This is a genomic window from Methylocella tundrae (assembly GCF_901905185.1).
GTDB classification, from domain to species: Bacteria; Pseudomonadota; Alphaproteobacteria; order Rhizobiales; family Beijerinckiaceae; genus Methylocapsa; species Methylocapsa tundrae.
Genome location: NZ_CABFMQ020000120.1, coordinates 33,942 through 58,214 on the forward strand (window position 1 = coordinate 33,942; position 24,273 = coordinate 58,214).

15 protein-coding genes are annotated in these 24,273 nt (G+C 60.7%); 3 read left to right on the forward strand and 12 right to left on the reverse strand.

Annotated elements, in window-relative coordinates; translation table 11 throughout:
• Nucleotides 1-108: 108 nt before the first annotated feature.
• Both MPC4_RS17400 and MPC4_RS17405 read left to right on the forward strand, forming a co-directional pair.
• Nucleotides 109-675, forward strand: coding sequence for an HdeD family acid-resistance protein (locus MPC4_RS17400; RefSeq protein ID WP_174513637.1), 567 nt, complete (start codon nucleotides 109-111; stop codon nucleotides 673-675).
• Nucleotides 676-1,041: 366 nt separating this feature from the next.
• The gene (locus tag MPC4_RS17405) at nucleotides 1,042-1,260 is read left to right on the forward strand and encodes a hypothetical protein (protein ID WP_134492756.1); all 219 of its coding nucleotides are present in this window, start codon (nucleotides 1,042-1,044) and stop codon (nucleotides 1,258-1,260) included.
• A 126-nt stretch (nucleotides 1,261-1,386) separates the two neighbouring features.
• Here MPC4_RS17405 and MPC4_RS17410 read toward each other — a convergent pair whose 3' ends face one another.
• Entirely contained in the window at nucleotides 1,387-2,106 is a 720-nt protein-coding gene (locus tag MPC4_RS17410; protein ID WP_174513638.1) for a response regulator transcription factor, read from the reverse strand.
• 945 nt (nucleotides 2,107-3,051) lie between these two features.
• On the opposite strand from MPC4_RS17410, the gene MPC4_RS17415 reads away from it, so the two are divergent.
• Nucleotides 3,052-4,584, forward strand: coding sequence for an efflux transporter outer membrane subunit (locus tag MPC4_RS17415; RefSeq protein ID WP_174513639.1), 1,533 nt, complete (start codon nucleotides 3,052-3,054; stop codon nucleotides 4,582-4,584).
• Between the two features lie 169 nt (nucleotides 4,585-4,753).
• Here the strand turns inward: MPC4_RS17415 and MPC4_RS17420 are convergent, their stop codons facing one another.
• From MPC4_RS17420 to MPC4_RS17470, 11 genes are all read right to left on the reverse strand, one after another.
• Nucleotides 4,754-6,043 (reverse strand): efflux RND transporter periplasmic adaptor subunit, encoded by a 1,290-nt coding sequence (locus tag MPC4_RS17420; protein ID WP_174513640.1) that lies wholly within the window; start codon nucleotides 6,041-6,043, stop codon nucleotides 4,754-4,756.
• 16 nt (nucleotides 6,044-6,059) lie between these two features.
• Nucleotides 6,060-9,251 (reverse strand): efflux RND transporter permease subunit, encoded by a 3,192-nt coding sequence (locus MPC4_RS17425; RefSeq protein ID WP_174513641.1) that lies wholly within the window; start codon nucleotides 9,249-9,251, stop codon nucleotides 6,060-6,062.
• Nucleotides 9,252-9,754: 503 nt separating this feature from the next.
• Nucleotides 9,755-11,170 (reverse strand): sensor histidine kinase, encoded by a 1,416-nt coding sequence (locus MPC4_RS17430; RefSeq protein WP_174513642.1) that lies wholly within the window; start codon nucleotides 11,168-11,170, stop codon nucleotides 9,755-9,757.
• A 402-nt stretch (nucleotides 11,171-11,572) separates the two neighbouring features.
• Nucleotides 11,573-13,228 (reverse strand): hypothetical protein, encoded by a 1,656-nt coding sequence (locus MPC4_RS17435; protein WP_174513643.1) that lies wholly within the window; start codon nucleotides 13,226-13,228, stop codon nucleotides 11,573-11,575.
• A 286-nt stretch (nucleotides 13,229-13,514) separates the two neighbouring features.
• Nucleotides 13,515-14,966 (reverse strand): carbohydrate porin, encoded by a 1,452-nt coding sequence (locus MPC4_RS17440; protein ID WP_174513644.1) that lies wholly within the window; start codon nucleotides 14,964-14,966, stop codon nucleotides 13,515-13,517.
• A gap of 387 nt (nucleotides 14,967-15,353) precedes the next feature.
• Nucleotides 15,354-16,424 (reverse strand): DMT family transporter, encoded by a 1,071-nt coding sequence (locus MPC4_RS17445; protein ID WP_244629086.1) that lies wholly within the window; start codon nucleotides 16,422-16,424, stop codon nucleotides 15,354-15,356.
• A gap of 224 nt (nucleotides 16,425-16,648) precedes the next feature.
• Nucleotides 16,649-19,900 (reverse strand): efflux RND transporter permease subunit, encoded by a 3,252-nt coding sequence (locus MPC4_RS17450; RefSeq protein WP_174513645.1) that lies wholly within the window; start codon nucleotides 19,898-19,900, stop codon nucleotides 16,649-16,651.
• 17 nt (nucleotides 19,901-19,917) lie between these two features.
• A complete protein-coding gene (locus tag MPC4_RS17455; protein WP_174513646.1) occupies nucleotides 19,918-21,192 on the reverse strand; it encodes an efflux RND transporter periplasmic adaptor subunit in 1,275 nt (424 codons plus the stop codon).
• Between the two features lie 314 nt (nucleotides 21,193-21,506).
• Nucleotides 21,507-22,892 carry an ATP-binding protein gene (locus MPC4_RS17460; protein ID WP_174513647.1) on the reverse strand — a complete coding sequence of 462 codons (1,386 nt, stop codon included), beginning with the start codon at nucleotides 22,890-22,892 and terminating at the stop codon, nucleotides 21,507-21,509.
• 8 nt (nucleotides 22,893-22,900) lie between these two features.
• Nucleotides 22,901-23,560, reverse strand: coding sequence for a response regulator transcription factor (locus MPC4_RS17465; protein WP_174513648.1), 660 nt, complete (start codon nucleotides 23,558-23,560; stop codon nucleotides 22,901-22,903).
• Nucleotides 23,560-23,901, reverse strand: a complete 342-nt coding sequence (locus MPC4_RS17470) for a PepSY domain-containing protein (protein WP_174513649.1) — start codon at nucleotides 23,899-23,901, stop codon at nucleotides 23,560-23,562. The genes MPC4_RS17465 and MPC4_RS17470 overlap by 1 nt, the downstream gene beginning before the upstream one ends.
• Nucleotides 23,902-24,273: the final 372 nt, after the last annotated feature.

The window sequence follows — 24,273 nt, forward strand, 5'->3', positions numbered from 1 at the left end:
CGATGCAGCTCAATCGAAATGAGCTATGATCACAGTCGCTGAGTCGCGCCTTAGGAACTGGCGGCTATCGCCGTCTCGGGGCGCAGGCCGGCTTAGGGAGGGGGATCCATGCAACGGCAATTTGACATTTTCATCGCTCAGACACCGGGCGCGCTTGCGATTCATTGGGGCTGGCTGGTGGCGCTCGGGCTGGGTCTTGCCGTCCTTGGCGTCCTTGCGATCTGGCGCGCGAGAACCGCGACGCTGATCTATGTCGTGGTTCTCGGCGTAATGCTTCTCGCCGCCGCCTTTGCGGTGCTCTTTCTGGCATTTTCGCTCACCGGCTACTGGACCGGATTTTTCATTCATGTGCTGTGGGCCATTCTGCTGGCGATCACCGGCTTTATACTGGTGACGCGGCCGACGATCAGCGCCGAAGCCATAACCCTCGTCATCGCGTTCTATTTTCTCGTTACAGGCGTCGTCGCCATTGGTTTCGCTTTATCGTCCCACATTCAGGGCGAATGGCTTTACGTGCTGGACGGCCTGGTCAGCGTGGCGCTCGCAGCGCTTCTTCTGACCGGCTGGCCCGTCACGGGCCTCTGGGCGATTGGCCTTTTCATCGGCATCGATCTGATCCTCAGAGGCGGCGCGATCGTCGCTTTGGGCCTCAGCCTTCGCGCGCTTGCCCAGTAAAAAATCCCTGTTCATCCGGGTTGGCTGAGGAAGTCGGCCCGAGGGCGACAGCGGTAACCCGGCGCTGACGGAGCGTTGCTTGTGCGCAATGCAGGCGGTCTTGCTTCGACGTCGCCTTTCCTGGCGTCAAGCGCGAGATCCGGCAGATCGGTCCCGGGCGTTTCCCGATCGGGGGAACGGGAGCGCGCCCGGGACGTCAAAGAACGCTCGCAAGGGGGGCCTACGATGCAAGCGTTCTGTATCAGGCTCGCCGCGGTCTTTAGCTGCTAACCTTCGCGCGCCGGCCTAAACTCTCAGTCGGCGACCTTGCCCGACCTTCGATATTGAAAGGCTCATCCCAACACTTTCGCGGCCCCTTGCGCCAGAATGATCGAAATGGGCGTGATGCAGCCGCGACTGCCGACCTCCTTAACGGAAGCTGTTATATTGATCGGCCTCGACCGGTTGATTCACAGCGCGCAGATCCTTCATCGTGGCGGGGCGGGTAGCGCGGGTCCCGTGGCGCGCCGGGCGTTGGCTGGCGGAAATGCGCATGTTCCTTACCTGGCGAGCCAATATTTGTTACTTGATGGCATCAATACCTAGACTATTACATAGGAGCAATCCGCCGTCTTGTACATCAGGCTCGCATAAAAGGTTCTTTATGAAATTTTCTTCCGAAAACTTGATGGCGGACAATATAGGGCGTGGAAAGTCGCGGTTTCTGCAAAATCAGCATTGGACATCGAGGATGAACCCTGCCCCGCGAACGCTGCGGATCAGCGGCGGCTCTCCCGCGGAGTCCATTTTGCGTCGCAGCTTGCCAACATGGACATCGACAACATTGGTTTCAGGCATGAAGCGGTAGCGCCAGATGTCCTCGAGCAGCATGGCTCGGGTGACGGTCTGGCGGGGGCGGCGCATGAAATATTCAAGCAGCTTGAACTCGGTCGGCAGGAGTTCGAGCGGCCTCTCTCCCCGCCACGCCGCACGCGTCACAAGATCAATCTGGAGCGGGCCTAGCCGGACAGTTGTCGCCGCCGCTTCGGTCGATCGACGCAACAAGGCTTCGACGCGGGCGACGAGTTCCTCCATCGCGAAAGGCTTTGTCAGATAATCGTCGCCGCCCGCCTTCAGTCCACGAATGCGCTCATCGACGCTCCCGAGGGCGCTCAGAAAAAGAACAGGCGTCTTGTTGCCTTCGGCGCGCAGCGTTCTGATCATCGACAGACTGTCGGCGCCGAAAAGCAGCCGGTCGACGATCAAAAGAGCGGGATCGGCTGAATGCACAATCTCAAGGGCCTCCGCCTGCGTCGCCACGGCCATTACGAAATAGCCGAGGTTCGCCAGCTCGCTTTCGATTTCCAACGCCATCGCGGGTTCATCTTCGATGAGAAGCAGAGGCCGCTGTTCACGCCCGCGGACTTCGGGCACTTTTTCCAGATCCGCCATCCAAGATCTCCCGACCGCTCTTTAAAGCTCTAAGCGCATTTATCCGCTGAGGTCGGAGCGCCGCGCCTCTTACCCGATCGATCGGACGCACAATATGGAAATCTGAAAAAGATTTCATAAAAAAAAGTCCATGAAATGGTTCTCGACGGAACATGACTATATCGGTTCAGGTCGTCATGACGGGCGAAACTGTGGAGCAAGCACGACGTAGTATAATCCAAAACAATATAGTAGAGCGGCGATGCTCTTGCCGCATCCGACCCCATTGCAGGAGATGCGTCATGGTCATTTTCGTAGCTGCTTTGAGCGACCGGAAGAGCCAGCTCAGCCAACCACGGCGAGCCGCTAGGATTGCCGCGCCGCCGGATTTCTGTGGAAAGGCGCGTGTGCAGCGGGCGAAGCGATGAAGTCCAAAACCGGAACAGCAGCCTCTCCGGGTGGTGACGTGAACCTCTGAGACGGTGGTTCGTTCGCGGCGGCGCTTGAACCGGGGCGGTCGGGCATATTTCTCGCCTGGATCGCCCGGAAGCGCGGCGGGCAAGCCGCGCCGCTATCGAGAATTTATCTGCGCAAGCATGATCGCCGATGGATCGGCTCCGGCTTGACTATATGCGCGTCTCCGAGCATTGGATGGAGGCCGCACAGATGATAGGCGGCGCCGAACTCATTCATCGAATGGGCAAAGATCTGTCTGACTATCGAACTCGCAATCCTGTTTTCGCCGCATGACGCGTACAGAGTGGCTCGGCGCCTTTTGGCCCGATTTTCGAAAGTGCGCCTTCGCCGGGGCTGTCCGGCGATGATCGTCGGCTGCTTCAAGACGCGTCGCTGTCCGCAGAGAGGAGGGTCGAAGTCTATGAGATCGATAATGGGACGACGCAGGACGTCGCGCCTCAAGCCCCTGGGGCGGCTCCATCAGTATTCAAGCCAATCGGGATTTCAGGCGTGAATCGAGGCGCTCGTCTAGGCGTTCTGGGGCTTGCCGCCGCCTTGGTCGGCTGTGCCGTCGGTCCCGATTTTCGGCCGCCGGATACAACGGCGCCGGAAGCCTTCATGCGGCCGCCGACGGAGGCTGCACGACAACGCGCCCCAAAGTCCGGCGCGGTTCTTACGGAATGGTGGCGATCCCTGCGCGATGCGGAACTCGATTCGCTGGTCAGCCGCGCTATCGAATCCAATATCGATCTCCAAATTGCCCTGACCCGGCTTCAGGAGGCTCGAACGGCGGAGTTCGTGGTCATCGGCGAATCCCTCCCCGCGGCGGGAGGGACGGGCGGCGCCGGGATCGGCACGGGAACGGATCTCACGCGCGGCCGAACCTCGTCCGCCTTTAGGTCGGCCGAAAACAGAACGAACTATAAGAAACTTAGCGAAGCCGGCGGCTTCGACGCGACTTGGGAATTGGACCTGTTCGGTAAGTTCCAGCGTCAGCTCGAAGCGGTGACTTACGACGCCGAAGCGCTCGCCGACGCACGCAATTGGACGATGGTGACGGTCGCGGCGGATGTCGCCCGCGCTTATCTCGATATGCGGGCGCTTCAGAGGGCGCTTGTCGTTCTGCAAAAGAATATCGAGGTAGCCAAAGGCGGGCTGAATCTCGCACAGACGCGCTTCAAACAAGGGCTGACCAATGAAATGGATGTCGCCCTGGCGCAGCGGCAGCTGGCGACTCTACAGGCGTCCGTGGCGCCCTACGAGGCGCAGATCGCCGCAAGCCAACATGTGATAGCGGTTCTTCTCGGGCAGTTTCCGGAGGATCTCGCCAAGGAGCTGGCGAAGCCGGGCGCGCTTCCGGCGCTTCCCGCGCGCATACCGCCCGGTCTGCCGGTCGAATTATTGCGCCGGCGCCCGGATATCCGCGCGGCTGAACATCAACTGGCCGCCGCCACCGCGCGCATCGGCGTCGCGACCGCCGATCTCTTTCCGCGCGTGATGCTGAGCGGCGCGCTCGGCGCGCAGGGCGGATCACATGCGTCGTCGGCCGTGCCGATTACTTTGATCGGAGCGGCTGGCCCGGCGATATACTGGCCGGTGCTCGATTTCGGCACGCTCGACGCGAGAGTCGATATCGCCGATCTCGCCGCTCATGAACTGTTGCTCAATTACAGGCAGACGATACTGATCGCCGTGCAGCAGGTCGACGATGCGATCGCCTCCTACGCAGCCCAGCAGGATCGCCTAAAGAACCTCGATCGCGCTCTCAGCGCCGCTCGCGACGCCACAAAACTTGCGACGGATCGATACGATCGCGGCCTGACGGATTTTTTGAACGTCATCGACGCCGAGCGCCAGCAATTCGATATCGAGGAGCAATATGTCGCCGCTCAGCAGGCGGCGGCCCAGCAGCTCATCACTCTGTACAAAGCCCTCGGCGGCGGATGGGAGCTTCATCAATTCATACCGCCGATCGCCCAGCCGCAGCCCGCGGTCATCGCGGCTGCGCGGCGTCTTTTGACGCCTCCCGCGGAGAACCATTGAACGAGCCGAGGGCGGGCTGCAAAATCGGAATCACGGCCGCGCAATGGCGCCAGGGACGAGATCACGCCGTTTCAGCCGGGACATTACCGTTCGGGGCGGACGCCGCCCTCCTGACGCACAAACACTCAGACTGCGAATTGCCTGACCCGCAAAAAGAGGGAAGGACGGGTCACGGGGTCGTTTCCGCGAGGTTCTTTGACTTCCCTTTATTGGCTTGACTGATTTTGACCTTTTCGCCAGCCATGATCTGACTGCTGAGATTGAGCGCGACCTTGTCGCCAATCGCAAGACCAGATGCGATCTGCACGAAATTCCCGTCGTCGCGGGCGATGGTCACGTCCTTGATTTGAACGACGCCATTTTCGTCAATGACGGCGACCTGCGGGCCGCTGGCTCGAAACAGGAGCGCCGCCGCCGGCGCCTGGATCAGCCCCTCGTTTTTGAGCTTGAAGCTCACCTCGACATATAAGCCGGGAACAAGCGCGAGATCCGGGTTCGGAAGATCGATCTCCACCCGCAGCGTTCGGGACTTCGGATTGATCGCCTTCGCGGAGCGCGTGACCTTGCCCTCCAAACGCTGATTTGGCTGATCGCTTCGCCTTATCACGGCGGGCGTGCCGACTTTCATCAGCTGCGCCGCGGCGCTTTGTGGCGCATGGACAAAGACCCGGATCGGATCATCCTTGGCGAGCCTGTAAAGCGGCGACGTGCTCGCGGTGCTTCCGGCCGTCACCAGATTGCCTAAATCAATCTGACGCTCTGTGATGATGCCATCGAATGGCGCCTGGACGCGCTTGAAATTCGTGAGCGCCGTGAGGCGGTCGACCTGAGCCTGATCGAGCAGGACCTGGGCGCGCGCGGCGTCAAGCTCCGCGACGGCTTCGGCGCTGCCCGCCTTCTTGGACTCGCGCTCCTGGTCCGAGACGACGCCTTTTGGGGAATTGCGCCAGCGTTCATAGGTGGTCCTCGCGAAATCCGCTCGCGCTTGCTTGACTTCTACGCCGGCCTGGCTTGCGTTAAGCTTCGCTTTCGCCGCGACCAGCTCAGCGTCGAGTTCCGGCGTTTCGATCAATGCGAGCGTCTGTCCGGTCTTCACGCGATCTCCGATGTCGACGAGCCAATTGGCGACATAACCGCTGACCCGCGCATAGATGATGCTCTCGTTCCAGGCCGCCGTGCTGCCTGGCAGCGTAAGAGTCTGTTGCGCCGGGGCGGCTTCGGCGATGACCACGTCGACGAGAGGAGGCTCGGCGGCGTCTCGCCTGGTTTGATCGGCGAGGCGCGTCTCCGAATCAATTTGGTTGTGGTGAACGAACCAGAAGCCGGCGGCGAGCGCAATCGCGACCGCGGCGGCTAAAGTGAGCATTCTGCGCCCTGCGCCAGGCGAAACATTTGTCGGGCCGCCGGCGCCGTCCTCGCGCTCGCTGGAATTGCGGTCCGAAACATCGCTGGGTGTCATAACGATCTCTGCTGTTTTATGAGGCGTGATCATGAGACGCCGGGAAGAGTTCAAACCTGGGGTCGCGCCGAAGGAGCCGGTACATGACCGGCACGAAAATCAAGGTTGCGAATGTGGCGAAGAGAAGTCCGCCAATCACGGCGCGGGCGAGCGGCGCGTTCTGTTCGCCGCCCTCGCCAACGCCAAGGGCCATGGGGATCATGCCCAATATCATTGCTCCGGCCGTCATCAACACTGGTCGAAGCCGCGTATAGCCGGCAAGAACCGCCGCGGTCGCTTTGTCGTCGCCGGCCGCGACGCGTTGATTGGCGAAGGAGACGACGAGAATGCTGTTTGCGGTCGCAAGCCCAAGGCACATCAAACCGCCCATCAGCGCCGGCACGCTGAGGTGGGTCCCTGTGAGAAACAGCATCCACATGACGCCAGCCAGGGCGAAAGGCAGAGCCATAAGGACGATCAGCGGGTCGACCCAGCTTTGGAAATTGATGACGAGAAGAAGGTAGACGAGCACCACCGCGAGCGCCATTCCGGAGAAGAGGCCGCCATAGCTTTCGATCATGGTTTCGACTTGCCCGCTAAGGGTTATTTTGACGGCGGAGTCGGATCTGTTGGCGGCGAGAATCTTATCTATGTCCGCGCCGACGGAGGCGAGATCGCGCCCCTCGACATCGGCATTGACGTCGAAAACAGGCGTGATGTTGTATTGCGACGAGACGATCGGAGCTTTGACGCGCCCAAACGTCGCGATGTTCATGAGCATCTCGTGCTGATCCGAGCCGGTTTTGGCCGTCACCGGTATGGTCCACAGATCCTGCGCCGACTTGATGTGATAGGTCGGCATTTGAACCACTAGCGGATAGCTCACGTTATTTTTGGGATCGACCCAGAAATTGGGGAGGGTCTGGGCGCTCGAATTCGTGCTGACGAGCACATTTTTGATGACCTCGTCCTCGCTGATGCCAAGCTGCCGCGCGAGAGTGCGATCGACGTCGATCGCGAGGGCGGGCGCGTCCGGCACCTGGGACACATGCGAGTCCACCACGCCTGGAATGTTGGCGAGACCGCGCGCGATCTTTGCCGCGACCGCGTAAGACTCGTCGCTGTTTGGCCCGGACACCCTGACGTCGATCGGCGCCGGCTGGCCGAAGTTCAGGACCTGATCAACGATGTCGGCGGGCTGGAAGAAAAACTGCAATTCAGGAAATCGCTTTGGCAGCTCACGCCGCAAATTGGCGACATGATCCGCCGTCGGCGTGTGTTTCTCCTTGAGAGATATGAGGATCTCGCCGTCCATCGGTCCGATCGTCGCGGAATCGCTCAGGGCGATATTGATGCCGCTATAGGGCAGCCCGATATTGTCGAGGATGATGTCGATCTGATCCTCGCCGACAATCTTGCGGACGACGCTTTCGACTTCGGCAAAATAGCGCTGCGTCTCCTCGATTCTCGTGGCGGGAGGCGCGCGCACATGAAGCCGCATCTGGCCGGCGTCGACGCGCGGAAAAAAATCCCTGCCAAGCTGCGGAAAAAGCGGCAGCGAAAATGCTATCAAAAGAATGAAGAAGGCGCTAGTGACGCCTGCGCGCTTGACCGAGAAGGCGACGCTGTCGCGATAGGCTTCGCGGAACCGGCTGAAGCCCGATTCAAAGCCATGATGAATGGCGCTGAAGATATTGAAACCCCGGCGGCGGGACGCACCGGCGTGCGGTTCGGACGCGTGGGCTTCGACTGAAGAACGCATAAGGAATTCGAACAATACCGGAATCATCGTGAAGGAAAGAGCGAGGCTCGCCAGCAGCGACACGATGACCGAAAGAGACATCGGCGAGAAGAGATATTTGGCTGTCCCCTGAAGCAGGAACACGGGCACGAACACAATGCAGATGGAGAGGGTCGAAAGCATGGTCGGAATGCCAACCTCGCCGCAACCGTCCACGATCGCCACCGTCAGTGGTTCGCCCGACTGCAGATGGCGCTCGATGTTTTCAATGACGACCGTTCCATTATCGACGAGAATGCCGACGGCAAGGGCGAAGCCGCCGAGCGTCATGGTGTTCAAGGTCTGGCCGGAGATATAGAGCACGAGAACGGCCGTGATGATCGACAGCGGAATCGCCGCAAGAATAATGAGCGTGAGACGCCAATTGCCCAGGAACAGCAGGATCATGAGCGCGGTCAGTCCCGCCGCCAGCATCCCGCCCATGAGCACGCTGCTGAGCGCGGCCTTGACGAAAACGGATTGATCAAAGATCGCCTTGACCTCAACGCCTTCCGGCAGCAATTTCCTGATGTAGGGCAAGGCGTTTTTGACGCCGTCGATGACATCCAAAGTCGAGACGCCGCCTGTCTTGCGCACCATCATGAGCGCGCCTGGCTTTCCATCGACGGCGACGGAGTTGGTTTGAACCTGGTAGCCGTCATGGACATGCGCCACATCGCGCATAAATATGGTGCGGCCGTCCACCTCGCCCACAGGAAACTGGTTGATCGAGGCGATCGCGTCCGGGCTATTGTTCATCGCCAGCATATAGTCCTTGCTGCCGATTTTGACGTCGCCGGACGGCAATATGACGTTTTGCTGTTGGATCGCGCGGGCGACGTCCGAAGGCGTCAATCCGCGCGATTGCAAGGCCTGCTGGTCGAGATCGACCATGATGACGCGCGGCTTGCCGCCATAGGGATAGGGGACCTCCGCGCCATGAACGACCGCGAGAGCGGGACGAATCGTATTCTGGCCAAGATCATTCAGCTTGGTGTCGGGCAGGGAGTCGCTCGATAGGCTGAGCTGAATGATCGGCACGTCCGTCGCGCCATACCGCAAGACCAGCGGCGGCGTGATGTTCGGAGGCATATATTTCAACACGACAAGCGCGCTGCTCGCCAATTGCGACACGGCGCGCGTTACGTCAGCTCCTTGATGGAGGAAGACCTTGATGACGCCGACGCCATAATAGCTCGTAGCTTCAATGCGGCTGATATCATCGACGAGCGAGGCGAGCTGCCGTTCGTGCAGGGTGAGAATGCGGTTCTGGATATCCTCGGCGCTCATCCCATTATAGGACCAGACGACGCTGACCACCGGAATATCGATTTCGGGGAAAATGTCGATCGGCATGCGGAGCGCCGCGCCGGCGCCCAGGATACAGATGAGCATTAGACTTGCGGCGACGGTGTAGGGCTTTTTGAGAACAAACGCGACTAATTTCATCTAGGACGCCTTTGACCGCGAGCCGGCGACGTTGGTCCGCACGGCCATCGCAACGTTCGATTTCGCGCGCTCGTCGATTTTACGGCCATTAGAAACTCTTTCCTGGACCCGCGCAATGCTCAGCCGTGCTCCAGCCTGGAGTTCGGATCTCGGCAAAAAAACCGTGGCGAGCCGGCGAGCATTCAGCCAGCAGACGCCCTTCAGCCCTGTTGCGCACGATGGCCGGGCCGATCGCACAATCCCATTATTAAAGGTTAGCTCATGTCTTTGCACTGTTGCTCAGTCCGTTCAACCGTCAAGGCGCTGATATGGCTCATCGCGAGAATATAAATATATCTTTACAAGCTGAAAGGGAACAGTGGCAACGAGCGTGAAAGTCATGTCGAACCTTTGGCTCCGCCGCGCAAACTCTGCGGCCGGAACCAGATTAGGCCGCCGCGGGAGAGAAAAGGCGCCCGTGGCTGGGACGCGCCAGCTGAGCTTTTAGCCCTTGTTGGATCGGCTCAATGTGGCGAAGCCGTCGCCAAGACGGGTGACGTCACGCTATCGCTCTCTTCGGAGTCCGGATTGTGAGGAGTGACCTCGAAGATAGCCCCCGGTTGATTGTCATCGACGCGCAGATCGAACCCGTGCAGATTACAAATCGTCGCCGCCATGTTCAAGCCGAGCCCCGTGCCAGGAATATGGCGGGACGATTCGGAGCGGTAGAACCGCTTGAAAATCTCGCCTCGTTCCTCCGGCGTTACGCCGGGTCCGGTATCGGACACGCGTATGACGGGGCGGCCTGAATTCATTTTTGCAACGACCTGAACGGCCCCCTTTTCGGGCGTGAACTTGATGGCGTTGTCGATAAGGTTTGCGACCGCCTCGGTCATAAGCTCGAAGTCGCCGAGGCAGGGCGCCGGCGCTGGCGCGTCGAGAGTGAAGGTGATCGACTTGGCTTCCGCCAGCGGCTCGTAAAGATTGAACGCGTTGGCGCAAACCTCGGCGAGATCGATCCGCGTGAATTCGCCACGCCGGCGTCCAAGCTCGATCTCGGAAATTCGCTGGAGCGCCGTTACCGTGGTGAGCGCATGGTCGAGTTCTGTCAACGCTCGCTGCGCGGCCGACCGCAGACCCTGTTCCGATGGGGCGGCGAGACCGCGTTCGAGACTGATGCGCATGACCGCGAGCGGCGTGCGCAGATCGTGGGCGATATTGTCGCCGACGCTTTTGATCTGATCGAGGAGGCGGACCATCTCGTCGAGCATGAGATTGACGGCGCTTGCGATATGATCGATGTCATCCGGCCTTGCGCGGATCGGCAGCCGCTCGTGGAGATCTCCCCGCATGATCCGCACGATCGTCTGGTTGATGGTCTTGAGACGCCGGGCTCCGCGCAGACTGAAGATTAGTCCGACGATGAGCGCCAGCGCGACAGCCGGCGCGATGCCGATAGTCAGAGCCGCGAAGACGAGCTGCCGCAACGCGTAAACTTCATAGAGACTGCGACCGAGAAGCACGACGCCGCCGCTCGGGCGGCGCCTTGCGACCATCATGGCCGGTTCAGTTCCGGAATCGATTCGCTTGAGCGGCAGCACTTCGACGGTATGCGCGAGCCCGTCAATGGCGAGCGAGCCGGGCAGCGCCGCGATATTGCCATAGACCGGCTTTCCATCCTTATTGAAAAGACCGACGTAGTCGAGCCTGCGCAGATCGCTCGCGAGCCGTCTTTCGAGCTGGCGTCTGAGCTGGTCCTCTGGTTCGTTGACGGCTCTTAAGACCTCCTCCGACAGTCTCGCCTCGACGCGCCGGACGTCAAAAGTCGCGACCTGCCAATAGATAAACACGAACACGACGGAGGTGGAGGCTGTGACCGCGAGCGCGAAAAGGACAGCCAGCCGAAACGTGGCGGTCTTGAAAAGATCAAATATCCACATGAGCGCCGCCGCCGCCTCGACGACCGTTTCGGATAGGTAACGGCCCTACCACAGCGCCCGCCTCGGGACGCGGCTGGCCGACGCGAACGTCGACGAGATGGGTCCACTTAGCCCTGATCCCTTCGTATCGCAACGCCCCAATCGTCGGCCGAGCGCTCGCGAGCGCCCGGCCGACGATTGGAAGGCTTGGATCGACCGAACGCGCGAACCCGAAGGACGTGGCCTGCGGCGTGAAAGATGCCACGCTTTGGCCGCGTCTGTCCAATCTGCCGCCGACGTCCGAGCCCATGTCGGGCTCATTTTCGACAAGCGTTACGGGCTTCTGTCCGCGCGCTGATCTGATCTCCGGCAACCTTTCCCGCAACCTTTCAGCCAAATCGGCGATCGACGATCGCCGTCAGACTAGAAAGGATAATAGCGAAGGCTGAACAAGCCCATATTTTCCTGAGCTTTCGCTCCGCCGCCAATGCCCTGGAAGGAATACTTCTGGGTGAAGGAATATTGGAAGCCGGCGCGCAGCTGGCCGAACGAACCCTTGTAGATCTTATCCCATACTCCGCCGGTAATCTGGCGAATCAAGTGGATATTGCCGTTACAGATTGTGGAGCCCGGGATTGAGCATCCGGCGTTCGAGAACTGGGGGTTGCCGAGGCCGAAGGCGTTGACGGCGCCTCCCGTCACGATGTCCGAGTAACTCGCATTCTGATATTCTTCGCCAGCGTAGGCGTAGAGGTCGAGATCAGGCGTCGCGTGCCAGGTCAGCCCGGTTAGAAGCATGGTCTCCTGAAGCGGCGAGATCGTGCCATTCCAGTTGAAAGCGACATCGGGGAGCTGCGCGGAGCCGTAACGTCCGATGCCGCGTCCGGTCATGCCGGAGAATTGCACCTCAAGTTGTTTCGGAAGCAGAGAAACAAGGACAGAGCCGCCGAAGCCGCCGCCAGCGACGTCGTGATTGCTGTTGTTCACCTGGCTGTAGAAGTCGCGGAAGAGACCGAAGGCTTCCATGTGAACATTGTGGCCATCGAAGGTCGGATCCCAGGCGACCTTGCCGACGATGTCAGGCATGTGGTTGAGAGAGACGGCGTTCAGCGAGTTGAACAAGGACCCGCCCGGAGGAGCCTGGTTGAAGACGAGCGTGCTTGGAAGCGTCGCCGCGGTCGTGCCCACCGTCGTGTAGCCGCCAAATGTCGTCTGCGGGTTTTCGACCGACAGGGCCGCCCAGAAAGTCTTGTCGAAATCCTTGACGACGCGGATCTCCGGAGTACGGGTCCAGACAAAGCCCGGCACGTACTGTGCGTCGATCGAGAGCGGAATATTCTCCTGGCGGGGAACGATGCCCTTCGTGCTCATCGTGACGAGCGACCAGGTTTGACCGGCGAGAAGATGCGCGCCGAAATCATCCTGGTCTACGGTCGCGTAAAGATGCCGGATGCGGGGGTTGAACGAGTTGCTCTCGTTCGAATTTGCGGTCTGAGCGGCGCCGAGGAAGTCGAGCTCCATATAGCCGGCAAGATGCGTCGTCGGATTGACGTCTCCCTGGGCCAGAAGCGAGGCGCGGCTCTGGCGCGCGCTCATACGGAATTCGTTGGCGTAGCCCGTGCGGACGTTTCCGTAAGGAATGTTTTGATATGGCGTGCCGATGTCGGCGCCGATGAAGCGGTCGCGGAAAACACCTTCGAGTGCGAGGAAGCCGCCGGGCGTGATGCTGACGCCGTTGATGTAGAGGCTCGGCGCCCCCGCCACCGGCAGGCCGCGGATAGAGGATTCGACGGCCGTGAGGCCGGTGGGGGCGACGCCGCCGAGGGAACCGAGAGCAACGCCGCTCGGCATTGATCCTGCGGCCGCCGGGGGCGCCCGGCGCGCCACATCGTGGATCTGGACCTGCGTTTCCTTTTGCTTGCGCGCCTGATCATTGACCTTGGATTCCAAGCGCTTCAGCTGCGCTCTCAGAGCGCGAATTTCGTCGGCCGTGTCATCGGCGCGCGCAGCGCTCTGGTAGCTTACAAGAGCGCCCAGTGTCATAGCCACAAGGGCTGGCTTGTTTCGGTATCGTTTCATGAATTTCGCGCCTCTCCCCAACAAGTGCAAACATCACGCCCCCCTAGAGCGCGAAGTCTGCGTATTGTTGTCTGTATTAGCAGCAAAAAAAGCTGTCAAAGAGAATCGCCTCGTTACAACTTACAAGGCTAAATTGAGTTGTATAGAAGCAACACTTCGCGCGTGTTTGTGAAGATTTTGCGACAGTTATATTATACTTCGACATCATACGCGCTCGTGCGCGCGCATCCACATGCGCTCCCGGCGCCGGGAGCGTCCGCCTGATCGGAGCGCCGGGGAACCAACCCTAAAATTTGATCGCTGTGTGCAGCCCGAACACCGCCGCGTCGCGGATGCGGCCCAAAGCGGGGTTTATTGGGTCAATCGCGCCATAGCGGGGATGGAAAATATACTGAAAATCCGGCTGGATGAGCCATCCGGGAAGGATCGGAGCCTGATAGCTGACTTCGAGCGCCATCTCATAGTTGCGAATGGGTAGAGCCGCCCTCGCAAAGTAAGCGCTCTGCGCATCAAGCGCGCTGACCGCGGGCGAAACGGGCGAATAGGCAGCCGCCACCCCGAACGCGTCATCCGGCCGCTTGTCCCAGAGGCCCATGAAATTGATCGCCCCGTGGACATAAAAATCCGCGGCATTGCGATCAGAAGGGGCCGCCGAGACGAACGCAAAAACGCCGACCCCTTTTCTCGGATCGTCTCCGGGCAGACGCCAAAGCATCTGGTTGATGATGCCGTAGACGCCGTAATCGCCGGCATGGGTCAGAGGAACGCCGCTGCTCGATGGATTGGCGAGCGAAACGCCATTCGTGCTATAGTATTGATCGTTGAACTTGCCAAAATGATACCATGCGCCGAGCTTGGCCGTGCCTGCGAGGCCAGCCGAGTTCTTGTCCTGATTATATTTATACTGTACCTCGCCAATTAGCAGCGGCGGATCCCGGAGGCGGAAATTCACTCCCGATGGATCCAGTACTTCCTGTAAGCCAGTAAAACCTGCCCCGGATGGGTCGCCATTGAAAATGGCGGCGAGAAGAGTGGTCTGATCATTCGGGGTTATTTTCAGGCGAACGCCGGGCGTCGCCAATGGATAGTTCGGTCCGCTGCTCGGCAGGTCCGCCGCCAATATATTCGGCCAGCCGAATGTTGCGTTGAGATAAAAAGAATCGAGATCGCTGATGAAAAACTCAGAATCCGCCGCTAATTGACCAATGCGGATGGATACCATATCGGCAAATAGCTTTTGCTCAAACCAGGCTTCGAACAGCCATGTGCTTGCGCGCGCCTCAATACTGCTGATGGTCAATTGATTGAATACGCAGCAGGTCGACAGGCCGGAGCCACTGACTTGGTAGGAATTGACATGGAAGGAGGCGCCCGTAGGACCGGCAATCCTCTGCAGATCGCCGTCGATCGCGAGTTCGAGAAGATTCTCGTAAATTCCGCTCTGGCGCACCCCACCCGTGGGGTTGCCGAAGACTTCGCCCGTATAATTGAGCTGCAAATTGAAGCCACGATCGAGCAGGGCCTGCTTGAAGTCCCTTAATGCCGGAACGCTTGAGGAAATCGAGGGCTGTTCGCTCGCTGGCGCCGCCGGCGATCCTTCCGACGGGGCTGACGTCGCGGGCGCCGCGTTCTGGGATTTCTCTGACTGCGCAACTGCAGTCGTCTCTTGCGCGTAAGCCGGGCTGCCAGAAAGCGCGAGCAGCCCTGCGAACAGGGCAAAAGGGATTGTGGTTCGCACGTCGCTGCGCCTCATTTTACCGGACCCTTCGCATCCGCGGAAGAGCACTTATAGGGGTCCAATATTGTACGGGTTGGGGATCATTTGTTGCAATATCATGACAGCGGGCAAAAAACTTCGCGCAAAGAGGGCGCAACGCCGCGGAGCGAGCGCCTCTGCTGGAGTTGGTCGATTCTCGCATTGAGGCGGTCGCGATCGCTTTTTACGACCGGTCGTGGGCGCAGTCGAATCGGATGCGCGCCGGTCACCCGCGGATCTCGGATCGGCGATCATGCGCTGACAGAAAGTGGCGAACCCGCGCAGGCCTGCTTCTTCGGCCGCGCGCCCCGATACGAGGTCGCGGATAAGACCGGTCACGCCACGCGCCCCCGATTCCCGGCGTTCCAATCAGTGGGAATGCCGGTGATGCAGATCGGGGTAATGGGGGTGCCGGTGAATCATGCGCGCGTGCCCGTGCCAGTGCGAATGCGGCTCGCCAGCCGGATCGTTCTGGCCGTGTGGGTGTCGATGATGCTCGTCATGCACATGGGCGTGATCGTGCGCCATCGCCTCATGGAGATGCTCGTGCTCGTGCGCTTCCGTGATGTGGAGCCAGACGCCGATTCCCATCAGGATGGCCGCCGCCGCAAGCTGCAAGGTGACCGGATCGTGGAGAATGGCGACGCCGAGGACCGCTCCAACAAAGGGTGCGATCGAGAAATACGCCCCCGTCCGCGCCGCGCCGAGGTGGCGCAGGGCCAGAACGAATAGCGCCAGGCTGATCCCATAGCCGACAAATCCGACCACGGCTGCGCCCGCAAGCAGCGCCGCCCCCGGCGGCGCGGCGCCCTGCCAGAACGCAAGCACGAGATTGATTGGTCCCGCGACAAGGCCCTTGATGGCGGCGATCTGCACGGGGTCGGCGGCGCTCAGCTTGCGGGTCAGGTTGTTGTCGACGCCCCATGCGAGACACGCCCCCGCAATCGCCAGGGCGCCCGGGCCAACACCGGCCGGCCCGCCTCGCCATGAGACCAATAGGGCGCCGGCAAGAATCGCCGCCGCGCCGATCAGAAGACGCCGGTCGACGTTCTCGCGAAAAACGGTCCAGGCGATCACCATCGTGGCGAGGCCTTCGAGATTGAGCAGCAAAGCCGCCGTCGAGGCTTGCGTGCTGGCAAGCCCAAACATCAACAGCACAGGACCGACCACGCCGCCGGCAAGCACGGCGCCCACGAGCCAAGGCAGATCGGAGCCGGTTAGGCGCGCCTCGGTCCGGGTCACGCCGCGCAGGCGTTGCAACATCATGACGGCGCCAAGACCGATCCCGGAGGCGAGATAGAGAATGCCTGCGAGGAGCCACGGATCAATCGTTCCGAGCAAAAGCTTGGCAATCGGCGTGCTGGCGCCGAACAGGGCCGCGGAGAGAAGCGCGAGCGCGACGCCCGCCGGGTTGACGATCTGGCGCCTTTGTCCCGACAATCAGAGAACTCCTTTGGGCGTCCACGGCGCGAAGCGGACGGGAGGCCCCAACGCGCCGTCCGCCGTTCATGCAACAGATGGCGCATGATCTGCAATGAGGATACCAGAAAAACTGGCGCCGCGCTCGCTGACGCGCCGCCGCTGATCATTGTCGACTTGCCGCAATCACTACGAACTGGCTTTTTCCCTTATGAGGTCCGGTCGAGGTGGCGGCAAGCAAACGCCTATTTGATCACGACGCCCTCATGCGCCTTTTGCTCTGGCAGTCCGGTAATATCGGCTGCGACCTTGCTCTTGCCGAAGCGGGCGTAGAGCGCCGGCAACACCAGCAGCGTCAGCAGCGTCGCGCTGATCAGGCCGCCGATGACAACCGTCGCGAGAGGCTTTTGGACCTCGGCTCCGGTTCCAGTGGCCAAGGCCATCGGCACGAAACCGAGCGAGGCGACGAGAGCCGTCATCGCCACGGGCCGCAAACGGGTGACGGCGCCTTCATAGATAGCCGCCTGGAACGGGAAGCCCTTATCGACAAGCTGCTTGATGTAGCTCAGCATCACCAGACCGTTCAGCACGGCCACGCCGGACAGCGCAATAAACCCGACCGCGGCCGAAACGGAAAATGGCATGCCACGCAGCCACAATGCAGCGACGCCGCCGGTCAGCGCGAGCGGAACAGCGCTAAACACGAGGAGCGCATCGCGCGGGCTGCCCAGAGCAGTGTAGAGCAGCAAAAACATAAGGAAAAAGCAGCCGGGCACGACGACCATCAAGCGCTGCCGCGCGGCGGCGAGGTTCTCGAACTGGCCGCCCCAGGTAAGCCAATATCCCCCTGGAAGTTGCACCTGCTGAGCGACTTTCTGTTGAACCTCGGACACCAGCGAGGCGATGTCGCGGCCACGCGCATTCGCCGTGACGACAACACGCCGCTTGCCATTTTCACGTGATATCTGATTGGGCCCCTCCGACAATTCAAACAACGCAACCTGCTTGAGCATGACGGTGGGCGGCCGGCCGGTCTTTGTCACAACAGGCAGCGGAACAGGCAAAGTCTTAAGCGCCTCCATATTCTCGCGCAGTTCGTCGTTGAGGCGAACGATGATCGCAAAACGCCGGTCGCCTTCAAAAACAACGCCTGCGTCGCGCCCGCCGATCGCCGCCCCGATCACGTCCTGCACCGCCGAGACGCTGAGGCCGAGACGGGCAATTTCGGCTTTGTCGATCTTGATCTCAAGGAAGGGCAGGCCTCCCACCTGCTCGACCTTGACGTCCTCGGCGCCCTTGGTCCCGCGCAAAATGGCGGCGATCTGGTTTGCCACCTGCAACATCGGTTCGAATTCTTCACCGAAGACTTTGATGGCGAGATCGCCGCGCACGCCAGCAATCAATTCGTTGAAGCGCCACTGGATCGGCTGCGAGAATTCGTAGGAATTGCCTACCAGCGCGCCTACGGCATTCTCGATCTGCTGCTGCAGCTCCTCTTTCGTCAAAGCCGGAGACGGCCACTCCTCTGTCGGCTTCAACATGATGAAAGTGTCAGACGTGTTGGGCGGCATCGGATCCGTAGCCGCCTCCGCCGTGCCTGTCTTTGAAAACACCGTTGCGACCTGCGGAAATTTCTTGATCGCCTTCTCCACCGAAAGCTGCATGGCTTGAGACTGGGACAAAGACGTGCTCGGAATGCGCAAGGCGCTCATAGCGATGTTTTTTTCATCCAGCGTCGGAATGAATTCCTGCCCAAGCTTGGTAAAAAGAAGCCCCGCCCCGACCAGCAGGACCACGGCGCTCGCGATAAAGATGAGGGGCCTTCGGATGGCGCGCCGTAACGCAGGCTCATAGAGCGCCTTTATGCCGCGAACAAACCGATTTTCTTTTTCCTGGACGCGCCCGGTGATCAATATCGCGATCATTGCGGGCACAAAAGTCAACGACAGGACAAAGGCGGCGGCGAGAGCGATGATGACGGTGAGCGCCATCGGCTGGAACATCTTGCCTTCTATGCCGGTGAAGGTCAGCAAGGGCACGTAAACCAGAATGATGATTGCCTGGCCGTAGACGGAGGGCTTGATCATCTCCTCGGCGGCCTCGATCACCGTCGTGAGACGCTCTGGCTGGGTCAGGCGGCGCCCAAATTTGTGCTGGCGCTCGGCCAGATGTCTCAAACTGTTCTCCGCGATGATGACGGCGCCGTCGACGATGAGGCCAAAATCGAGAGCGCCCAAGCTCATCAGGTTCGCGCTGATTCTGCCCTGGACCATGCCCGCCATGGTAAGCAGCATAGCGATCGGGATGACGAGCGCGGTGATGAGCGCCGCGCGGAAATTGCCGAGCAACAGAAACAGCACGAAGATGACAAGGAAGGCGCCTTCCATCAGATTCTTGCTGACTGTCTTGACGGTGGCGTCGACGAGGACCGTGCGGTTGAGGATCGTCCTGGCTTCAACGCCCGCCGGAAGCGCGCCGCTAATCTCCTTCATCCTGGCGTCGACCAACGCGGACACGGTGCGGCTGTTGCCCCCGATCAGCATCAACGCCGTGCCGATCACCGCCTCCTGGCCGTCCACGCTGGCGCTTCCGGTCCGCAACTCCCGGCCGATCTTCACCTCCGCGATATCCTTCACCCGAATGGGGACGCCGCCCCGGGTCGTCACGACGACGTTGCCGATGTCCTCCATGCTTTCCAAGCGTCCGGCTGAGCGGACAACATAGGCTTCGCCATTATCTTCAACGTAACCGGCTCCCCGGCTCAGATTGTTGCTCTCGATCGCCATGGCCATGTCGGCGAAGGAGAGGCCAAGGCCGACGAGTTTTGCTGGGTCTGGCTGGACCTGATACTGCTTCTGGAAGCCGCCGATGGAATCGACGCCGGCGACCCCGGGCACCGTCTTCAGCTGCGGACGAATGATCCAATCCTGAACGGTGCGCAGGTAGGCCGCGCGCTCGAAATCGGTGGTGAGCTTCCTGCCCTCAGGGGTGAGATAGCTCCCGTCGCTCTGCCAGCCTGGTTTGCCGTCCTCGACGCTCGCGCCGTCGCCCCGAGGCTTATAACGGACCGTCCACATGTAGATCTCGCCAAGTCCGGTGGCGAGAGGTCCCATGCGCGGCTCGGCGCCAGGCGGCAGGATTGCCCTGGCCTCGTTCATGCGCTCATTGACCTGTTGACGGGCGAAATAGATGTCGACGTCGTCGCCGAACACAGCGGTGATCTGCGAGAAGCCGTTGCGCGAAAGGGATCGCGTATATAGCAGCCCCGGAGTGCCGGCGAGCGCGGTCTCGATCGGATAGGTGACCTGCTTTTCGATGTCGTTCGGTGAGAGCGCCGGCGCGATGGTGTTGATCTGCACCTGGTTGTTCGTGATGTCCGGAACAGCGTCGATCGGCAATTTGGTCAGCGACCAGGCGCCGAACGCCGCGGCCACGAGGGTCAGCAGCGCGACGAGCCAGCGCTGATGAACTGAAAAAGAAAGAATACGTGCGATCATGATATCGATTTCTGGTTCTATTCGCCCTTGCCGAGTTCGGCTTTGAGCAGAAAGGTGTTGTTGACCGCGATCTGTTCGCCTGCGGAAAGGCCCGAAGTGATTTCGACATTTTGCTCGTCCGACCTGCCGGTCGTGACGACGCGTCTTTGAAAACCGTTGGGCGTTCGCACAAACACCACCTGTTCGCCGCCTATCGTCTGGAGCGCGGCGCGGGGGACGAGGACTTCCACAGGCTCTTCCTTGATCACAATGCTGGCCGTCACGGTCGAGCCTGGCCGCCAGATCGACTCTTTATTGTCGATTTGGGCGATCACTCGGGCCGAGCGCGTATCGGGATCGACAAGCGGACTAATGAAGATGATTTGTCCGACCCCTCGCGCGCCACTAGCTCTTCCGCTGGTGATGACGACGGTCTGGCCTTCCGCGATCACATCGAGATCTGTTGTAGCCAAAGCAATCTCGACCCAAACCATAGAGAGATCGGCGACGGTATAGAGATCTGGAGGATCGCCCTGGCTTCCGATCAGGGTTCCGACGTCCACTTTGCGCTCAATGACGCGCCCGGAGATCAGAGACCGGATTTCATATTCGCGCAGGCTTGAAACGCCGGATTTGAGGTTGCTTTCCTGTTTTGCAGCCTTCTCCACTTCGGCCGGGTCCAGTTTGAGCGCGGAGAGCTTCTGGCGAGCAAGGTCGAGCCTCAGCTCCGCCTCCAGATATGTCGCGCGCGCCTGGAGATATTGCTGTTCGGCGGAGATCTTTTTGCCCCATAAAATCTCCGCGCGTTCGAACATTGTCTTGCGCAGATCGAAGGCCACCGCTGCGGTCAGATATTCGCTTTTGGCGTCGGCGACTTCGCGGCTGTCGAGAACGGCCACCACTTCACCCTGCCTGACGGGATCTCCCAGCCGTTTGCGCATCTGAGTGACCGTGCCGACCACCCTGCCAGGCACCCGGGCGACCAGATCCATATCAAGAGTGATGGTGCCCGGCACGCTCAACCGGCGCGCGATAATGCCCTTCTCAACAGGAGCAACCTTGATCTCCTGCGCGTCAATCTGCTCGGAGGAAATGTTGATCACGCCTTCAGGCGGGGCGTCAGCCACACCCTTGCTGTCGGCAGGGGGCGGCGCATCCTTCACCGCTACCGGCTCGGCCTGTGTTGAAGTTTCCAAACGAGACAGGGGAACCCAGGCAAAGAGAGTCCGGGCCGCGGGGGACGCTTGCGACGCCAAGCCTCCAAGCGGCGCCTCTATGGCGAGGGCGGCCACGATCGCGAAAATGCGCTTCATCTGAAATATCTCATCTTGTGCAGGCCTTCAATTCAACTTCGTTTGGCGCCGGCTGCGCCAATCGCATCCGCTTCTCGTCGTCAGGGAAGGCCGGGATTGGCGTTCGAGCAAGCATATTCATTGTTTCGACTGACACGCGCGTGACGGCTCCGGCAGCATTCCATTCGGCGCAGAAGGGTTTGGCGTTCGCGGCGCAGGCGGCCATGATGGCGAGCCATTCAAGAAACGGCGCTTCGGACGAATTCGCAGCCGCGTATCTGCGCGCGGCGCCGGTATCGCGGCTTCCCGCGCGAGGCTGCGTCTCGCAATCGTGATTATAGGCATCGCATCACCGTGGCCAGATCCTCAGGGGCGCCGACCGCCCTTGATGCAATGGGAAGAACCAGCGTCGCCGCCAAACCTCCCAATCCTGAGTGGCCAAGGCGCAACTCGCCTTTGTAGGCTCGCGCGAGGTCACGGACGATGCCAAGGCCGAGACCCGCTCCGCCGCTGCTTCGGTCGAGGGGGAGACCGCCCTCGACAATCTCCTGCGCCATAGCCGGCGCAATGCCGCGTCCATCATCCTCGACGGTGATTTTGCAGCCAGGTTCATCCAGCGTGGCCGTCACCGCAACCCGCCTATTGGCAAAGCGGCATGCGTTGTCGAGGAGATTACCAAGCATTTCATCGAGGTCCTGGATCTCGATCGCAACCTCGACAGGGGTGACGAGCGTCACATCGAAATCGAGATTGCGCTCGCGATAAAGGGTTTCCATCGCGCGCACCACGTTCGAGACGCGGTCCGCGACGTCGCATCGAACGCCTGGAACGCCCGCAGCGGCCGCGGCCCGTGTGCGCGACAGGGCATGATCCAATTGGCGCCGGATCGCCACAGCCTGCGCTCGGATCATTTCGGAGGCTTCGCCGGCGTCAAGCGCAGCGACGGCGTTCGTGAGGATCGCCAAGGGCGTTTTCAATCCATGCGCGAGGTTGCCCGCCTGCACGCGTCCGCGCGTGACGACTTCCCGACTATGCGCGAGCACTGCGTTCAAATCCTCGACCAATGGCGTGACTTCGGATGGGAACGCGCCGTCGATTCGTCCGCTCTTGCCGCTGCGAATCGCCATCACCTGGGCGCGGAGCCTGGCGAGCGGACGGAACACCATCCAGACCTGGCCGGCGACGATGAAGGAAAGGCCGATCGCCAACACGGCGAATGTTGCGATCAAAATATAGGAAATCGAATCGATGGAGTCTTCGAGACCGACAACATCCGCGGCGACGGCGGCTCGAACAACTTGCGGATAGCCGGGCAGGGTGACGCGGCGCTCGATTGCAACCAGTCGCTGACCGTCGGGGCCGGGAAGGCGATGGCGATGAATTTCGCCATCGGCCGGCGCATCGACCGGAAGCGGAAGCACGGCGTCCCAAAGCGAACGCGAGCGTATGCGGTTGCCGGTCTGATCCTCGACCTGCCAATAGAAGCGGCTGTAGGGCCGTTGGAAGCGTGGATCGCTGAGCGAGCCCGCGACAACCAGCGAGCCGGTAGAATCCTGCCCAACCCGAGCGAGCAACTGGTCGAGATGCGCGGAGAGTTCAGCGTCGAAGCGCCGTTCGAACTCGCCGCGAATAAGATGGATCAGGAGCGCGCCCGTCACAGCAAAAGTCAGCGCGCAGACCAGCAAAGAGCTTAGCAAAACCCGGCCACGCAGCGATCGCATCAACTCCTTCATGACGATCCCAGCCGATAGCCGAGCCCGCGCACGGTCTCGATCGCATCAGCGCCGAGCTTGCGCCGGAGCCGCGCGATGAACACTTCGATCGTGTTCGAGTCGCGCACAAAATCTTGCGCGTAGAGCGCTTCCGTCAGCTCGGCCTGGCTGACGATGCTTCCGGCATGGCGCATCATGTAGGCGAGCGTCTTGAATTCGTGGGCGGTCAAACGGATCGCTTGACCGTCGCGTCGGGCTTCCGCCGCCGCGAGATCAAGCTCAAGGCGACCGTGACGCAGGACGGAGCTTGCCTGACCATGCGCCCGGCGGATCAAAGCACGCAGCCGCGCCGCGACTTCCGCTATTTCGAACGGCTTTGCCAGGTAGTCATCCGCGCCTGCGTTGAGTCCGATGAGTTTCGCATGCCAATCGCCGCGAGCGGTCAGAATGAGCACAGGAGTGTTTCGATCCGCCGCGCGCCATTGCCTCAGAATGTCGAGTCCATCCATGTCGGGCAGACCAAGGTCGAGAATGATCGCGTCGTAGGATTCCTCGGCCCCAAGATGAGCGCCGTCCTCTCCGGTCGCGGCGACATCCACGGTAAAAAGCTCTCGCTCAAGACCTTGCTTGAGTTGAACCGACAAGAGGCGATCGTCCTCGATGATCAGCACGCGCATCAATCATCCTCATCCGGCTTGTGTTCGGCCGGCGCGTCCGACAGCTTTCCGTCAGGCAGCATTTCTCCGGTGCGCGCATTGAGCCGCATCAATCTTATGGCTCCATCGCGCGCGATCACACGAAGCTCATACACATAACGGCCGCCTTCACGCTCGAGATCCGCGCGTAGCAGCTGATGGTCGCCAATCTGTGCGCGCGCGATGATTTCGCTGAGCGGAAGGATCTGGCGCGCCTCAAGCGCAGACAATGCGCGATCCTGGTCATGCACGGCCATCGCGCTGTGTGGGACGACGAGCGCCGCCGCGACAGCGAAGGGAATATATAAGCGTGTTGCAGGCACGTTTGCGCACCATAATGGTTGGCCAAAAGGAGAGTTGCGCCTTGGCGAAGGCTTTCGAGAATCACTTCACCCATATGGATAGAAGCGCGGAGGCCGGCAAGATTGACGACCTGCCGCTGGCAAACGCGCGGAAAGCAGCGTCATTCGTCATCAGCCTTTCGACGAAACTCCGGATCGCAAACCGCTCATGTCCGTTTCCGCCGCTGGCGCGCTGACCGGCCGCGAGGCAAATATATATGCGCGTCGAGCTGAACCTGACCTGAACGGCGGTTATCCGCTTTCGAAAGAGCATTTCGGCCGTGTGCGAGTCGTCGTCTCGATTTCATGGGCGCCATCTTCCACGAGCGCGTAAGGCGGCGCGCCTGACGTCGT

Excerpts from the sequence above, each read along its gene's own strand:
- MPC4_RS17400 (WP_174513637.1), top strand. The coding sequence starts at position 109 with ATGCAACGGCAATTTGACATTTTCATCGCTCAGACACCGGGCGCGCTT.
- MPC4_RS17405 (WP_134492756.1), top strand. The coding sequence starts at position 1,042 with ATGATCGAAATGGGCGTGATGCAGCCGCGACTGCCGACCTCCTTAACG.
- MPC4_RS17410 (WP_174513638.1), bottom strand. The coding sequence starts at position 2,106 with ATGGCGGATCTGGAAAAAGTGCCCGAAGTCCGCGGGCGTGAACAGCGG.
- MPC4_RS17420 (WP_174513640.1), bottom strand. The coding sequence starts at position 6,043 with ATGACACCCAGCGATGTTTCGGACCGCAATTCCAGCGAGCGCGAGGAC.
- MPC4_RS17425 (WP_174513641.1), bottom strand. The coding sequence starts at position 9,251 with ATGAAATTAGTCGCGTTTGTTCTCAAAAAGCCCTACACCGTCGCCGCA.
- MPC4_RS17430 (WP_174513642.1), bottom strand. The coding sequence starts at position 11,170 with ATGTGGATATTTGATCTTTTCAAGACCGCCACGTTTCGGCTGGCTGTC.
- MPC4_RS17435 (WP_174513643.1), bottom strand. The coding sequence starts at position 13,228 with ATGAAACGATACCGAAACAAGCCAGCCCTTGTGGCTATGACACTGGGC.
- MPC4_RS17450 (WP_174513645.1), bottom strand. The coding sequence starts at position 19,900 with ATGATCGCACGTATTCTTTCTTTTTCAGTTCATCAGCGCTGGCTCGTC.
- MPC4_RS17455 (WP_174513646.1), bottom strand. The coding sequence starts at position 21,192 with ATGAAGCGCATTTTCGCGATCGTGGCCGCCCTCGCCATAGAGGCGCCG.
- MPC4_RS17460 (WP_174513647.1), bottom strand. The coding sequence starts at position 22,892 with ATGCGATCGCTGCGTGGCCGGGTTTTGCTAAGCTCTTTGCTGGTCTGC.
- MPC4_RS17465 (WP_174513648.1), bottom strand. The coding sequence starts at position 23,560 with ATGCGCGTGCTGATCATCGAGGACGATCGCCTCTTGTCGGTTCAACTC.